Here is a 13,802-nt window from a genome sequence, read left to right as displayed (position 1 = left end):
GCCCCAGTTAAAGACGTAAAAGGATAATTATGAGCAAGCTTAACCCGTATTTTGGCGAATTTGGTGGTCAGTATGTGCCCCAAATTCTAGTGCCTGCGCTTGATCAGCTCGAACAGGCGTTTATTGATGCCCAAGACGACCCGAACTTTAAAGACGATTTTATCCGCCTGCTGCAAGAGTATGCCGGACGACCCACCGCGTTGACGCTTTGTCGTAACCTCACCAAAGGGACGAACACCAAGCTGTATCTTAAGCGAGAGGACTTGCTGCACGGTGGTGCGCACAAAACCAACCAAGTACTGGGCCAAGCGATGCTTGCCCAGCGTATGGGCAAATCAGAGATCATTGCCGAAACCGGAGCTGGCCAACACGGTGTGGCGACTGCGCTGGCGTGTGCGCTACTGGGACTGAAATGCCGCATCTACATGGGGGCCAAAGACGTTGAGCGCCAAAGTCCTAATGTGTTTCGAATGAAGCTGATGGGTGCCACCGTCATCCCAGTACATGCGGGCTCTGCGACGTTAAAAGATGCATGTAACGAAGCGATGCGCGACTGGTCAGCCAACTATGATACCGCCCACTATTTGCTCGGCACTGCGGCGGGCCCGCACCCCTTCCCGACCATTGTGCGCGAGTTTCAACGCATTATTGGTGAGGAAACCCGTGCGCAAATTCAGCAGGTAGAAGGCCGCTTACCGGATGCAGTGATCGCCTGTGTGGGCGGTGGCTCAAACGCCATTGGCATGTTTGCTGACTTTATCGATGACAAAGATGTGCGTTTAATTGGTGTTGAGCCCGCGGGCAAAGGACTCGATACCGATCAACACGGCGCGCCTTTAAAGCACGGCAAGCCCGGTATTTTCTTCGGTATGAAGTCCCCATTGATGCAAGATGAATATGGCCAAGTCGAAGAGTCGTATTCAGTGTCTGCAGGGTTAGACTTCCCGTCGGTGGGGCCGCAGCATGCGCACCTTAACGCCATTGGTCGTGCCGAATATCCGGCGGTCACCGACGATGAAGCTTTAGAAGCGTTTCAATCGCTTGCGCGCAACGAAGGTATTATTCCCGCGCTAGAATCTGCCCATGCACTGGCTCAAGCCCAAAAAATGATTGCCGCTGATCCTGAAAAAGAGCAGCTTTTGGTGGTCAATCTATCCGGACGTGGTGATAAAGATATCTTTACTGTATATGACATTTTAGAAGGCAAAGGAGAGCTGTCATGATGGCATCATCAACTCGATATCAAGCGATGTTCGCAAATCTGGATGCCAAACAGCAAGGTGCCTTTGTTCCTTTTGTCACCTTGGGGGATCCAAATCCAGAACAATCACTCGCCGTGGTCGATGCCTTGGTTGAAGGCGGCGCCGACGCGCTGGAGCTTGGTATGCCGTTTTCCGACCCATTGGCTGATGGGCCAACTATTCAAGACGCGACATTACGTGCCCGAGCCACTGGCACCACACCCGATACCTGTTTCGACATGCTGGCAGCCATTCGCGCCAAGCATCCGACCATTCCGATTGGGTTGCTGATGTATGCCAACCTCGTCTACGCCCGTGGTATTGACGCTTTTTACCGCCGGTGTGCGGAAGTGGGTGTCGATTCAGTGCTGGTAGCAGATGTGCCAATTGCTGAATCTGCGCCATTTCGCGAACAAGCGCTAGCGCATGGTATTGATCCGATTTTTATTGCGCCACCCAACGCAGACGATGCCACCTTAGCTCAGGTTGCGGAGCTGGGTCGTGGCTATACCTATCTGGTGTCGCGCGCCGGCGTCACAGGGGCAGAAGCCAAAGCAGGGGCTCCGGTTGAGCATTTACTCGGCACCTTGCATCATCATGAAGCACCGCGTCCGCTGCTTGGCTTTGGCATCTCGACCCCTGAGCAAGTCAAAGCGGCAATTAGCGCCGGGGCGGCAGGCGCCATTTCTGGCTCGGCGGTGGTGAAGATCATCGAGCAGCATCAACATGATGTACCCACGATGCTGGCGAAACTAACGGAATTCGTCAAAACCATGAAAGCGGCGACAGCACGCCAATAATACCAAGCTGGATAACACTGAGCTTGATAATACTGAGTTTGATAATACTAAGCGTTGGGCGATGTCTGTTCAGCATCGCCCTGCGGATGGCTACTTACCTGATAGGTGACCTCTTCGAACCGCGATTCCTCACGACTGTGCCGTTTTCCATTGGGAGGCTGCATGGTGTCATGATACACGCGATATTGGTTCTTCCCTGCCCGCTTTGCGGCGTACATTGCCGTGTCCGCATGGGTCAGTAAACGCTCTCCGCTCAGTTTATCCTTTCCATGCGCGATACCCACGCTGGCCGACACTTGGCAGAGGTATGTGTCAATGAGGATCGGTTGATGCGCCACGTCGACAAGAACACGAGCAAGCACTATCGACTCATCGTCGCGCTGATTAGGCATCACCACTGCAAACTCGTCGCCTCCTAACCGTGCAATGACCGCATGCGGCGGGAGTGCCATCGCTAGCTTTTCTGCCAACGCAGACAGAAAAAGATCGCCCACATCATGGCCAAAGTTGTCGTTAATCGCCTTAAAGCCATCAAGGTCGATCACCAATATCGCCATATTACGAGTATTGAATACATAGCGACCGTTTAACGTATCAAACAGCCAATGGCGATTGTGCAACCCTGTCAGTTGGTCTTCGCGCGCTAAGCGATAATAGCGTTTGGCATCCAATGCCAGCAGCATCAATACTGTCGCGCCCACGGCTATCATCCCTAACGTCATCACGGTGGTCAGTTGTCCGAGCTGGTTAAGTAACCGCGTATGCTCGCGATAACCATTACCCGGCATGGCTAACGATTGCTGAAAAAAGCCATCGAGCAATTGACGCTGCTGGCGATAATGCGCAATCAGCTGGCTCATGCCCTGACTGGAAAAGCGCAAGGCATAGAAGCGGCTTTCATACCCTTTAAGATCAGCGAACAGGGTTTTTAGTAGCGCCGTCGGATGCGCCTGTTCCGTATCACCACTATTCGCCATTGTTATCGCAACCGGAAAGCGACTCCATAAGATCTCATGCTGAATCGCCAACTGATCAAAGCTGCTCTTTCCACCTTGGTAGCGTTCCAGCAAGCTGATCAGCGCATCGTACTCTTTGGACAAGCTGAGCATATACCACACAAGCTTGCTTTGGCCGTTGGTTAGGCGCTCAGATAACGCGGTGATCTTATTGGTGGTTACCACCACACCGATCGCCATGATCGCAATACACACCACTAAAATAGTGCGTTTAATCGGCATCACCTTCAGTTGGGCATTTCTCATCATTCGTCACTCCTTAGGGCTGGCACGTTATGTCAGTCAGCTGCCACACCATTGCCGAATAGAATTGGTCATTCTGAATGGCCGGGTATTGGTCGAGAGGAAACACTAACCAAAGTGGACCGAGTGTTCTGAGTGTCATCGCTTGCCCGTTGCGTTTCATCGCAATCACTGGCTGATAACGTGCCACCATGTCGGCACTGAGCATCGCTTGGTATCGATTCATCGCGCTCAGTGTTAAGTCAGCACATTCCCCTATTCCCGCAGCGGCCAAAACGGTTGATAGCGCCACACCCTCAAAACGTTGCTCACCTTGGGTAAATGGAGTTTGAGTGATGATTTGTGCCGAAGGTAAGGCCTCGAGCGCCTGTCGATTGAATCGCACACTATGCTCTGGAGTAACACTGACGGTGAGATTGATCGGCACGCGCAAGGCGGCAACAGCGCTGAAGGTAATCAAAACGCCAATCACCACCATCGCGACATTGGGGGCTTGAACTAAACCACGCAGCAATACAATAGGTGCTGCAAGAAAGGCTGTGCGAGGTTTTTCTTTCATTTTTCACCAGTTACATCATAACGACAACCGGAGACTTGTCGGTCAGCAGCAAGGGGCTTGAAGCTGGCCTCACAAATGTAAGTCACGTGTCTGTATTACGTCACGGATGTGACGCTGTTGGGACTAGTGTGCTTGAAAGGGGTTAACGATTTATAGTGTTTGAGCCAGCATTTATTAACAAATCTCACAATTGAGATAAACTCGCAGCACAAAAAAAGTTAGGGATAGAGAGCAGGCAGGGGCAATAGGCCATAAACAAAAAAGCCTGCCGATACTCTGTGTATCGACAGGCAAACAACGCTGATTAGCTAAGATCGCGCATTAATATTTCAAGCTCTTCCTGAGCCTGATCAATCAAGGACGCCAGCTCGTTTGCATCATCATGATGCATTGGCAGTGCCCAATTTTCTCGTCTTCCCGGCTCGACATGCTCTGCGACTAGCTGGGTGATTTTTCCTTTACGCTCAAACTTCACCTCATCAAATTCCGCGAGGTGCGGTTTTTTTTCGTTGGCAATCTGGATCAACACATTGCCATTTGGCACGACCCGCACGTGCGCCTTTCGCGCGGGTGTGGTGTTCAATGTATAACTGCGTGAACGGATAGACATGTCTACCTCCTGTCACTCGATATGGGGCACTAGTAAGTGTAGTAACTCTGCCCTCAAACGGCAGCGAAAGGCGCCGGATTTTTAGGATATAAGGGAATAAATGGTTACCAATTGTGAGGCACTTAATAATCTTAATACTGACAAGCGATTAGGATAACGGCCCCTATACGGTAAGCATAACCAAACGCACTTTGTGCATGTTCAATCAAACGCGCACGCAGATCATAGCAACGGACTGAACATGTAGAAAAACTGTTCAATCGGCTTGTGATAAACCGGTCGTTGTTGCCACGTTTTAGGTTCTACTCGCAAAGACTGGGTGAGATAGCGCTGATGTAGCGCGTTCACGCTGGCACAAAAATCGGGATCATCGACCGTGAGCGTTAACTCAAAGTTCAACCATAAGCTGCGCATGTCGAGGTTTACGGTGCCAATCAAACAGTACTTTTCATCAACCAACACAGATTTGGTGTGCAGTAAGCCGCCGCCAAAGCGGTAGATCTCAATACCTGAGGCCATTAGATCGGCAAAGAAGGATCGACTGGCCCACTCCACCATTAAGGAATCGTTTTTCTCCGGCACAATCACTGTCACTTTCACGCCTCGTTGCGCTGCCGTTTGTAAGCTAAACAGTAGCCCTTCACTCGGCACCAAATACGGCGTGGTAATGGTAATGCTGTCATGGGCTTGGTGGATAGCCAAGGTTAACACCTGTTGGATCATACCATCCGGCAAACCCGGTCCCGATGGAATGGCTTGCACCGCGTGATTGGCATGTTGGTGATCTTCAATGAGTGAGCATTCTGGTTGTGCGGGTAAATTGCGCAGTCCCGTTTCTACTTCCCAATCCCAAGAAAAGATGCTGCTGAGCACAGGAACGGTGGGGCCGGTAACACGTACCATCACGTCTACCCATTGACCCACACCCGCGTTTTGTTTAAAAAAGCGCGGATCGACCATGTTCATCGAGCCCGTGTATGCCAGATGATTATCGATGATCACCACTTTGCGGTGCTGGCGAATGTCGAGCCGACGGAAAAACATCCGAAACGGATTGACGGCCAGTGCTTCAATTAGCTCTATCCCCGCTTCTCGCATCACACTCGGCCATTTGCTGCGGAAAAACGTCTTACTCCCCGCAGAATCAAGCATGATACGAACCGGTATGCCCCGCTTCGCGGTATCACAAGCGGCTTGCGCAACCTCATCGGCATGGCCGCCAGGATGCCAAATATAAAACACCATGTTCACGCTTTGTGTAGCGTGACGAATATCAAAGGCAATGGATTTAAGAATATCTGCCGGATCGGTCTGCAAGTGAAGTTGGTTGCCCGTTAATTCAGGGACACCAATCCGCGCTTGGCATAATTGGTTAACATGATGAGATTGCTCGCGCACGTGCTGAGGACGATGCGCCGGACACGCCTGTAAGCTGAGCAACCATTGCCGATACGGTTCAAACATCGCTTTGGCACGTACCGCACGCGTCTTCCCGAGATTGAGCTCGCCAAATAGCAGGTAGGCGATGACACCGACAATCGGCAGGATGTAAATAATCATCAACCATGCGATAGACACCCCGAGCGCACGACGCTTAAAGACCACACGAATAGTGACCGCCGCGATCGTTAGCCAATACGCGAGTAACAAAATAAGAGTCAGGATCTCGTAGACTTTTTCCATGCTTGTTTGCGCACACCTTATTGTTGGAATCGACGGGTTATCAACCACATGGTCTTCCCCTATTCTGCCTAGCTTGCCTCTGGGTGCAAGCAGTGTTTTGTCTAGATTTATGACAACACCAGTCACCAAAAGTGAAATAGCCCACAGTAGTAATGTCATAGATGAATAACCGACACAGAAATACGTGACGCAACATCACCTTGTTAACATTGTGTTAAATCAATAATTGCGACAGAGAAAGCCACTGTGGTACTGACTATAGACAGTGAATCGCACTCACTATCGGCGAATAAGTAAGCAGGCGCGGAAAGAATATCGGGAAGTTGGCTCGTTTGGGGGTATTACATACGGCAAGATCTTCAAATTTTACGCATAAACTGTTTTACTTACGAGCCTTAGAGGAACGAATCACTAGCTTCGCTCTGTAATTATAAGTTTACACACCATAAGGTGTCGCTCGCGCATCAGCGATGGGCATTATGAGCAGTATCAATCATCTATACCCAAGCTGCTGGACGCACTCGCGTAGAGCTAAACGGGTATGTCGCATAAACTGACGAGTAGATATGGCAAACACACAACGCGCACAATTTTCATCCCGATTAGGGTTTATCTTGGCGGCAGCCGGCTCAGCGATTGGGCTGGGCAATATTTGGGGGTTCCCGACCCAAACAGCTTCAAACGGCGGCGCCGTTTTTCTGTTCATTTATTTGATCATGGTTTTTGTCCTAGCGTATCCCCTTTTAATAGCAGAACTCACTATTGGACGCTACGGCAATGCTAACCCGGTTCGGTCTTTATCCTCAGTGGCAGGTGGGCAAAAGTGGTTGGGTCGCTTGCTCGGCTTAGTCGGTATGCTCGGAGCAACCGGTATCCTTAGCTTCTATGCCATTGTCGCCGGTTGGCTGGTCGGCTTTATGGTGTCACCACTGCTCACCGCGCTGGGCTTTGTTAATGCGGCGAACTGGTTAGAGTCATTTAGCGAAACCCGTAACCTTGCCCTTATGCTGTGCTTTATGGTGCCAACCATTTTGGTGGTTCGTAACGGGATTGCTAACGGAATCGAGCGTTGGTCGTCTCGCTTAATGCCAGTACTGTTTTTACTCTTCGTAGTGATGGTGGTGTACATCTTGTTCCAACCTGGCGCGATTGAGGGGTTAAAAATGTACCTGATCCCCGATCCTTCTCACCTTTCGCCAAGTCTGGTGGTGAGTGCAATGGGACAGGCTTTCTTCTCGCTCTCCCTCGGTGTGTGCGTAATGATGGTTTATGGCTCTTACTTATCAAAGTCAGCCAGTATTCCCAAAACTGCCGCCCAAGTGGCACTGCTCGATACCGGTATCGCCTTTATTGCCGGACTATTGATTATGCCAGCGATGTTCGTTGCCCAACATAACGGGGTAGCGATTTACAGTGAAAGCGGGGATCTCCTCAGCAGCGATACGCTGGTGTTCAGCGTCTTGCCTGCCATGTTCGATACCATGGGCAGTGCTGGCTTGTTTATCGGCTTCGCTTTCTTCTTACTGATGGTCATTGCGGCTCTCACATCGGCCATTTCAATGCTTGAAGTGCCCGTGGCTTGTGCAACCGAAGAACTGCGCCAGTCTCGAGAGAAAGCCGTTTGGTGGATTGGTGGTTTGATCACCCTTGCCTCTGCCACCATTGTGTATAACTTTGGCGATCTGTTCGGCTTGGTGGTTACCGTGACCACCGAATACGCACAGCCTATTCTTGGCCTGCTGTTTGCCTTGGTCGCAGGTTGGCTATGGCACCGTAACGAAATCTTGAAAGAGCTGGTGCAAGGTAGCCCTGAGCTTGGCGAAACCTTTTTTTGGAAGGTCTGGCCGGGCTATGTACGAGTGATTTGCCCGATCTTAATGATCTTGGTCTTTGGCTGGGACTGGATCTAACCGCACACCGCTCAGTGCATGAGGTGTTATGCGCTGGGCGGTATCTTCTCTTCCCCCTTTTTGCGCCATTTCGTATTTCCTCCCCTCGCCACAATTGGTTACACTGCCAAAACATTTGTTCAATCCGCCTAAAAGGCATCGTGTCGTTTTATGAAACAACTGATTGATTTTATTCCACTCATTATCTTCTTCGCGCTGTATAAGTTTTACGATATTTATGTCGCCACAGGCGCCTTGATCATCGCGACCCTGATCCAAGTCGCCTTAGTGTGGGTGCTGTATAAAAAAGTGGAGAAAATGCAGATTGTCACTGCGGCTTTAGTGGCGGTGTTTGGGGGAATGACACTCTTCTTCCATGACGACAACTTCATTAAATGGAAAGTGACCATCGTCTATGTGTTGTTTGCGGTGGGCTTGGTAGCCTCTGAGCTGATGGGTAAACCCTTAATTAAAAACATGCTCAGCAAAGAGCTGGACTTACCCGATCGTGTATGGCGCACCATTAACTGGGCGTGGGTGAGTTTTTTCTCGGTACTAGCCGGGGTCAATATTTACGTCGCATACAGCATGCCGCTTGATGTCTGGGTGAACTTTAAAGTGTTTGGCACCATGATCTTAACGTTCTTATATCTCATCGCGACCGGTGTCTACATCTACCGCCATATGCCCAAAGAGAGCAACTCGGACCAATAAAAACTTGCCCAAATGCTGTGTCAGAGGTCACAATTCTAATCTTATCCTGAAAAAAAGGGGCTAGCCCCTTTTGAATAAGATGTGAAGAGAGCCATGTCTGACAATAAAAACAACTGCCCACGCGGCCAACTGTTGCTGCGTACACTTGCGATGCCAGCCGATACCAATGCCAATGGCGATATCTTTGGCGGCTGGATTATGTCTCAGCTCGATTTAGCCGGCGCAATCCTCGCCAAAGAAATCTCTGGCGGACGTGTCGTGACTGTTTCAGTGAACGAAATCACCTTCAAAGCGCCCGTTAGCGTGGGTGATGTAGTCTGCTGCTATGGTACATGCAGTCGCATTGGTAATACCTCGATGAGTGTCGCGCTCGAAGTATGGGTAAAACCGGTTAAGCATGACGGTGTCGGCGAACGCTACAAGGTGAGCGATGCCGTATTTAACTATGTTGCCATTGATGAAAGCGGTCGTCCGCGTCCGATCAAAAAATAAAAAAAGGGCCTGCTAATCAACAGGCCCTTATTCTTCAACTCATCGCCACATCACTAGCGAGCGACTTCGCGCTACAACACGCTGGTTAAGCTAAGCAGCGCAGGTGTTGATGTGGTTTGCTACGCCCTAGTCAGCGCTTGCGTTTCTTTTACATTGCCAACTGTCGTAGTCATCGCCGATTTGCATACGCGATTCAGATAACGCCTCAACGTCGTACTGAAATCGCCGAGTGCCATTCCATGCTGGCGTAATGTATACGGTTTCAATCTCTGACAGATAGGCTTGGCTAAAGCTATCATTGCTCTGAAATTCAAAAGGATTGTAAACCAGCTTAATCGTGTCGTTGATTAACTCCCACTCACCCGTAGCATTGTATGAAAAGCGCGCACTTTCCTCGCCAAGAAAATATTCAACACGCCCATTTAATACGAACTCCTTGTGATCTTTTAATGCCCAACTTTCCTCATAAACTTTGTCTCCCTGCATAGTAAATGAGCATATCCACTGCCCCGTTACGTTACTCTTATTGATCGGCAGTTCAGACGCTACCGCGGAAGATAACCCCAACGAAGAGAAAAAAAGTACAACACATGTATTTAGCAATTTCATATTAATGTGATTCTCTTAATCCTATGTAAATGGCCTACACCAAAGAGAGGCCACCATCAACAACGAGCGTATGGCCGACGATATAACTGGCTTTATCCGAGAGCAAGAACTCAATGGCATCAACAACCTCCTCCACGCGTGCAAAGCGCTTGGCGGGCACTTGCTCTTCAACATCGAGCTTTATTGTCGGTTGACGAGTTTGTCGCTCGTCCCACCTTGGTGTCCACGTCACGCCCGGCGCCACAGCGTTAATACGGATATTATTTCTGATTGCTTCTAGCGCGACGGATTGTGTTAGCCCTTCTAGGGCATGCTTTGCCGCACTGTACATCGCTGCATTTGGCGTTGGTCGCAAGCCATTGATTGAGCTGACATTGACAATGGCTCCACCTGTCTCCATTAACTTAATTTGATACTGCAAGCATTGAGCGTGTCCCCAGAAGTCATTATTTAGCGTTTCTTTCAACGCAAACATATCAACTTGATGATAAAAGCCACTCGATCCTAACGCCGGTGAGGCATTATTGATTGCAATATCTAACTGGCCATATTGCTCGCGAATATAGCGGAAAAGCTGCTCTAGCGAAGCCTGATCGGCTAAATTAGCTTGTTGATAATCAACGGTTTTAAGTGCAGGGTATTCAGTAACAACGGCCTGCCACACGTCTACGTTGCGCGAGCACGTGATCACTTGATAACCTGCCTCAACTAGCCGCAGAACACAGCCTAAACCGATTCCTTTCGACCCACCCGATACAAATGCCAATTTCGTCATAGCCACCCCTCAAAACGACATCCGCGACATCCTAGCGATCCGCTGGATGATGAACTCCATCCATCACGGGAATATTCTCCAACTCGAACGGATTGACGCCATCTAAGCAGGCAATATTGAACCCAAACTCACTCGGATTGGAGCGACGTTGGTGATGGGTGTAAATGCCACAGCGTGAGCAGAAGTAGTGCTTAGCAGTGTGAGTATTAAAGGAATACACACTGAGTTGCTCACTGCCAGCAACGACACGCAATTGTGCAAGCTTGACTGAGCCAACAATGGCGCCTCGGCGTCGACACATTGAGCAATCGCAGCGTCTGGGGTTTTCAATCCCATTGGGTAACGCGAGGGCTAACACAACCGTCCCGCAGTGACAGCGGGCCAAGTGTTCGGGTTGGATGAGCGTTTGACCGACTTGTTTTATCATGCGCTTACCTGCTCAGTTTCATGGTGATCAAGCGGATAGACTTTCTCAAAGCGCTCTAACACCAAAGGGGATTGAGTTGTAAACGGTACGCCGAGTGCCTGCCCCTCTTGCTCAAAAAACGCAAGATGTGCCTGTCGCCACCACGCATAACTCTTGTCGCCTTCACCTTCCGCTGCGGCGAACTCAGCAGTCACTTGATCAAACGGGCACTCGCTCACTTCAGTCACTTTAATAATACAAACCGGCTGCTGCGCCCAGTTAAGCACCACGGTCAAACGCCCGACTTGCGGGTAAGGTTCGTTTTCTATCTCGTAGCATGCTTTTAGGCTGCACGATGCGCGCTTTATGCCTTGATCAATCAAACGGGCGCATTCGTTGGCATTGTATTCATCCGCGCAAAAGTACTCGGCAATCGTTTCAGGCACCGCCTGACATTCTGCTTCACTTAAGGTGGCAAGGTAGGCGTTTAAAAATGCCTGTTGTTCTGTATTCATGAGTATCCTTGATCTCTCTACCTAATTCGCAATTTTCCACGTTGCGCGATCTAAACCATAAATGGCATGGTCGACAATGCGTCCGTTTAAATTTTCAGCACGACGTATTACGCCTTCGAGTGTGAACCCTAAACGCTCACAGACCTTTCGGCTGGGCGTGTTTTCCGTTGCCGCCGATATCTGTACTTTTTCCATACCAAACTGGGTAAACGCCAGCTCAATGAGCTTAGCCACGGCTTGACTCACAATCCCTTTCCCTTGGTGCAAAGAGCTCAGCCAATAGCCTATTTCCACCTTTTTAAGCGACTGATTGATAGTGTTATAACTCACACTGCCTACCAATTGACCCTGATAAATCATGCCACATACCAATGATTTACCTTCTGCATAATCGTGAAGGGATTTTTTTATAAAGCTCAAAAAGAACGCTTCATCATGGGCATGCGGTGGCCACACTAACCATTGGCTTAAATACTCCTGATCGCGGGTAACGATATCCAGATAAATCGGCGCAAAGCGTGTATTGATAAGTTCCAATTTTAGGTCACGATTAACATCCAATGTAAACATACTTTCCTCATTATTAATGCGACAAAATTGTCGACGTTTATTATTTTCAGTGCGGTTTATTCAATCATCCAATTCGCGGCGCCAGCTCCCGCCTCCTGAAAGCGAAGTTTTATCGTATAGCTGTCACCACAGCCTTCGACAATCCATAGCTCTCGCCACATTCTTGTGCCTACCTCGCCTGACGGCATTTCGCGCACATAAGGCACAAATTCATTCGGCTGCTCACAGCCTTGTGACGCCACCGTAACCAGCACTCCTGCCATGGCATCTTGGATCAATTTTTGGTTGGCTAGCGATCCTGCTTGGATCGCTCCTTCTGGCAGCGACTGCGCCATCGACGAAAAAGAGACCGCCAAAGCCCCAAATACGAGTAAAGCCCGTAGCCAATTAATCATACTCAAAAACGCCCTTAAAAAATGAGTCATCAACAATCTCAATGGAGGGTTCTAAAGACAACATTTAATCTCCATGAATATCAGCCACAAACCCCTCTCCCACTCATCATATTGCGATAACCCCACCAATGCGTATTGGGTCGTTGCCGCTACTCATAGTTTTGCCAGTATTTGAATATGACTGTGAGCAACAAAGCCTAACGACTCGCAAAGGCGTCGGGAGGCAATATTTTCCCGATTGGCACGATATCTGGCGACACGTCCCCTCTTTTCAACCTCTTTGACCCACCTTGAAATCAGTGCCTTGCCGACACCACGCTGACGATAGCTTGGTGTCACCAAGATAGACAGCGATTCAAAGGGCTCGACACCACAATACGACGCAATGATTCCAACAGGCTGCCCTTCCAGATAAGCCATATAGAAATAGTCTGAGTCCAGACTAAAAGCCGCTTTAAATAATTCTTCCTCATCAAACCTTGTGATAAATTGTTCGATGCGTTCTCGATGGGCTTCAAGCGTGAGCTGATCAATCTCTACCTTTGATTTAGCGTCACAAATATGACCTGATAGATAATAATCAATATCATCAATATAGACCTCAAACGCTTGAGGATTTACACCGTTGATATAGTCATGCAGCGATCGCAGCTTAGATTTTTCTAGATCTGTTCGAACGTCTTCATTGCAGCTTACCAGTGTCAGGTTATCAGACGCATACAGAAACGCTAAATCCTCTTCACCACCTCGTTTATAATAGTCGCAGCCAGTGAAAATATAATTGCTCTCAATATGATTCACGCCCAAACGCGCAAGCCAAGATTTATCAATGTTATCCATCGCCTTATTCTCCATACTTAGTCAAAAGTGCCAGCTACGCGACACGCATTATTAGTCGTGCTCTCCGCGATTGTATGCCGTTAAAATAGCACGAAGCCTAGTCAACTTAACTTCTGTAAGTAGTACTGAAAAAAAAGAAGCTATAGCCATTGAAATAAATGCACAACTAATTAAAAATTTACCACTACCTTCATATATACCCGAAAGACCCAAAAATAAAGAAAAACAAGCGAAAACCGTTATAATAGAATCGTTCGTTTTTACTTTGCATTCATCGTCAGATATATCTCTTACTATCGAAACTGGGTTTGAGAGACCGTCAAGTCTAACTGAAACTTTTCCATTTTTTACTCTGACCTTTAAACCATTACTTTTTAATAAATCGGCTAAATCTTCCATAATGAGTATTTTCCATTTATATAATGACATAAATAAAAACGAGGGT

At 48.9% G+C, this 13,802-nt stretch carries 17 protein-coding genes; 5 read left to right on the top strand and 12 right to left on the bottom strand.

Annotated elements, in window-relative coordinates:
* The first annotated feature begins 29 nt into the window (after window positions 1-29).
* The gene (trpB, locus tag BZG84_RS13890; protein ID WP_046073436.1) at window positions 30-1,223 is read left to right on the top strand and encodes a tryptophan synthase subunit beta; all 1,194 of its coding nucleotides are present in this window, start codon (window positions 30-32) and stop codon (window positions 1,221-1,223) included.
* The gene (gene trpA / locus BZG84_RS13885) at window positions 1,220-2,041 is read left to right on the top strand and encodes a tryptophan synthase subunit alpha (protein WP_077678342.1); all 822 of its coding nucleotides are present in this window, start codon (window positions 1,220-1,222) and stop codon (window positions 2,039-2,041) included. Before trpB ends, trpA begins: the two co-directional genes overlap by 4 nt.
* Window positions 2,042-2,088: 47 nt before the next feature.
* On the opposite strand, the gene BZG84_RS13880 is transcribed toward trpA, so the two are convergent.
* The 4 genes from BZG84_RS13880 to cls form a co-directional block, all read right to left on the bottom strand.
* Window positions 2,089-3,306 carry a GGDEF domain-containing protein gene (locus BZG84_RS13880; RefSeq protein WP_077480174.1) on the bottom strand — a complete coding sequence of 406 codons (1,218 nt, stop codon included), beginning with the start codon at window positions 3,304-3,306 and terminating at the stop codon, window positions 2,089-2,091.
* 10 nt (window positions 3,307-3,316) lie between these two features.
* Window positions 3,317-3,859, bottom strand: coding sequence for a hypothetical protein (locus BZG84_RS13875; RefSeq protein ID WP_077480173.1), 543 nt, complete (start codon window positions 3,857-3,859; stop codon window positions 3,317-3,319).
* A gap of 304 nt (window positions 3,860-4,163) precedes the next feature.
* Window positions 4,164-4,469, bottom strand: a complete 306-nt coding sequence (locus BZG84_RS13870) for a hypothetical protein (RefSeq protein WP_069590104.1) — start codon at window positions 4,467-4,469, stop codon at window positions 4,164-4,166.
* Window positions 4,470-4,691: 222 nt separating this feature from the next.
* Complete coding sequence (gene cls / locus BZG84_RS13865; protein ID WP_069590102.1) at window positions 4,692-6,152, bottom strand: cardiolipin synthase; 1,461 nt, start codon at window positions 6,150-6,152, stop codon at window positions 4,692-4,694.
* 566 nt (window positions 6,153-6,718) lie between these two features.
* Between cls and BZG84_RS13860 the strand changes: the two genes are divergently transcribed.
* From BZG84_RS13860 to yciA, 3 genes are all read left to right on the top strand, one after another.
* Window positions 6,719-8,062 (top strand): sodium-dependent transporter, encoded by a 1,344-nt coding sequence (locus BZG84_RS13860; RefSeq protein WP_077480172.1) that lies wholly within the window; start codon window positions 6,719-6,721, stop codon window positions 8,060-8,062.
* 150 nt (window positions 8,063-8,212) lie between these two features.
* Window positions 8,213-8,755: a septation protein A gene (locus BZG84_RS13855; protein WP_077480171.1), complete on the top strand. Its 543-nt coding sequence runs from the start codon at window positions 8,213-8,215 to the stop codon at window positions 8,753-8,755.
* Between the two features lie 93 nt (window positions 8,756-8,848).
* Window positions 8,849-9,247 carry an acyl-CoA thioester hydrolase YciA gene (gene yciA / locus BZG84_RS13850; protein WP_069590096.1) on the top strand — a complete coding sequence of 133 codons (399 nt, stop codon included), beginning with the start codon at window positions 8,849-8,851 and terminating at the stop codon, window positions 9,245-9,247.
* Window positions 9,248-9,373: 126 nt separating this feature from the next.
* Here the strand turns inward: yciA and BZG84_RS13845 are convergent, their stop codons facing one another.
* The 8 genes from BZG84_RS13845 to BZG84_RS13810 form a co-directional block, all read right to left on the bottom strand.
* A complete protein-coding gene (locus tag BZG84_RS13845) occupies window positions 9,374-9,856 on the bottom strand; it encodes a hypothetical protein (protein WP_131825072.1) in 483 nt (160 codons plus the stop codon).
* Between the two features lie 34 nt (window positions 9,857-9,890).
* Entirely contained in the window at window positions 9,891-10,631 is a 741-nt protein-coding gene (locus BZG84_RS13840) for an SDR family NAD(P)-dependent oxidoreductase (protein WP_077481817.1), read from the bottom strand.
* 31 nt (window positions 10,632-10,662) lie between these two features.
* Window positions 10,663-11,058, bottom strand: a complete 396-nt coding sequence (locus BZG84_RS13835) for a GFA family protein (protein ID WP_077481819.1) — start codon at window positions 11,056-11,058, stop codon at window positions 10,663-10,665.
* Window positions 11,055-11,552, bottom strand: coding sequence for an ASCH domain-containing protein (locus tag BZG84_RS13830; RefSeq protein WP_077481821.1), 498 nt, complete (start codon window positions 11,550-11,552; stop codon window positions 11,055-11,057). The genes BZG84_RS13835 and BZG84_RS13830 overlap by 4 nt, the downstream gene beginning before the upstream one ends.
* A gap of 21 nt (window positions 11,553-11,573) precedes the next feature.
* Window positions 11,574-12,122, bottom strand: a complete 549-nt coding sequence (locus BZG84_RS13825; RefSeq protein WP_077678341.1) for a GNAT family N-acetyltransferase — start codon at window positions 12,120-12,122, stop codon at window positions 11,574-11,576.
* A gap of 56 nt (window positions 12,123-12,178) precedes the next feature.
* A complete protein-coding gene (locus tag BZG84_RS13820) occupies window positions 12,179-12,517 on the bottom strand; it encodes a hypothetical protein (RefSeq protein WP_077481825.1) in 339 nt (112 codons plus the stop codon).
* Between the two features lie 153 nt (window positions 12,518-12,670).
* Window positions 12,671-13,357 carry a GNAT family N-acetyltransferase gene (locus tag BZG84_RS13815; protein WP_158011504.1) on the bottom strand — a complete coding sequence of 229 codons (687 nt, stop codon included), beginning with the start codon at window positions 13,355-13,357 and terminating at the stop codon, window positions 12,671-12,673.
* Between the two features lie 51 nt (window positions 13,358-13,408).
* Window positions 13,409-13,802: hypothetical protein (locus BZG84_RS13810; RefSeq protein WP_241825805.1), on the bottom strand; the 394-nt coding region annotated here is incomplete at its 5' end.

The sequence above is a fragment of the Salinivibrio sp. PR932 genome, from assembly GCF_001996125.1.
Classification (GTDB): domain Bacteria; phylum Pseudomonadota; class Gammaproteobacteria; order Enterobacterales; family Vibrionaceae; genus Salinivibrio; species Salinivibrio proteolyticus.
Note: the sequence above shows the minus strand (reverse complement) of the source record. Positions and strands in the feature narration are given on the sequence as shown.

What these genes read in the sequence shown, in the direction of transcription:
- trpB (WP_046073436.1), top strand. Translation starts at nt 30, where the DNA reads ATGAGCAAGCTTAACCCGTATTTTGGCGAATTTGGTGGTCAGTATGTG.
- trpA (WP_077678342.1), top strand. Translation starts at nt 1,220, where the DNA reads ATGATGGCATCATCAACTCGATATCAAGCGATGTTCGCAAATCTGGAT.
- BZG84_RS13880 (WP_077480174.1), bottom strand. Translation starts at nt 3,306, where the DNA reads ATGATGAGAAATGCCCAACTGAAGGTGATGCCGATTAAACGCACTATT.
- BZG84_RS13875 (WP_077480173.1), bottom strand. Translation starts at nt 3,859, where the DNA reads ATGAAAGAAAAACCTCGCACAGCCTTTCTTGCAGCACCTATTGTATTG.
- BZG84_RS13870 (WP_069590104.1), bottom strand. Translation starts at nt 4,469, where the DNA reads ATGTCTATCCGTTCACGCAGTTATACATTGAACACCACACCCGCGCGA.
- cls (WP_069590102.1), bottom strand. Translation starts at nt 6,152, where the DNA reads ATGGAAAAAGTCTACGAGATCCTGACTCTTATTTTGTTACTCGCGTAT.
- BZG84_RS13860 (WP_077480172.1), top strand. Translation starts at nt 6,719, where the DNA reads ATGGCAAACACACAACGCGCACAATTTTCATCCCGATTAGGGTTTATC.
- BZG84_RS13855 (WP_077480171.1), top strand. Translation starts at nt 8,213, where the DNA reads ATGAAACAACTGATTGATTTTATTCCACTCATTATCTTCTTCGCGCTG.
- yciA (WP_069590096.1), top strand. Translation starts at nt 8,849, where the DNA reads ATGTCTGACAATAAAAACAACTGCCCACGCGGCCAACTGTTGCTGCGT.
- BZG84_RS13845 (WP_131825072.1), bottom strand. Translation starts at nt 9,856, where the DNA reads ATGAAATTGCTAAATACATGTGTTGTACTTTTTTTCTCTTCGTTGGGG.
- BZG84_RS13840 (WP_077481817.1), bottom strand. Translation starts at nt 10,631, where the DNA reads ATGACGAAATTGGCATTTGTATCGGGTGGGTCGAAAGGAATCGGTTTA.
- BZG84_RS13835 (WP_077481819.1), bottom strand. Translation starts at nt 11,058, where the DNA reads ATGATAAAACAAGTCGGTCAAACGCTCATCCAACCCGAACACTTGGCC.
- BZG84_RS13830 (WP_077481821.1), bottom strand. Translation starts at nt 11,552, where the DNA reads ATGAATACAGAACAACAGGCATTTTTAAACGCCTACCTTGCCACCTTA.
- BZG84_RS13825 (WP_077678341.1), bottom strand. Translation starts at nt 12,122, where the DNA reads ATGTTTACATTGGATGTTAATCGTGACCTAAAATTGGAACTTATCAAT.
- BZG84_RS13820 (WP_077481825.1), bottom strand. Translation starts at nt 12,517, where the DNA reads ATGATTAATTGGCTACGGGCTTTACTCGTATTTGGGGCTTTGGCGGTC.
- BZG84_RS13815 (WP_158011504.1), bottom strand. Translation starts at nt 13,357, where the DNA reads ATGGATAACATTGATAAATCTTGGCTTGCGCGTTTGGGCGTGAATCAT.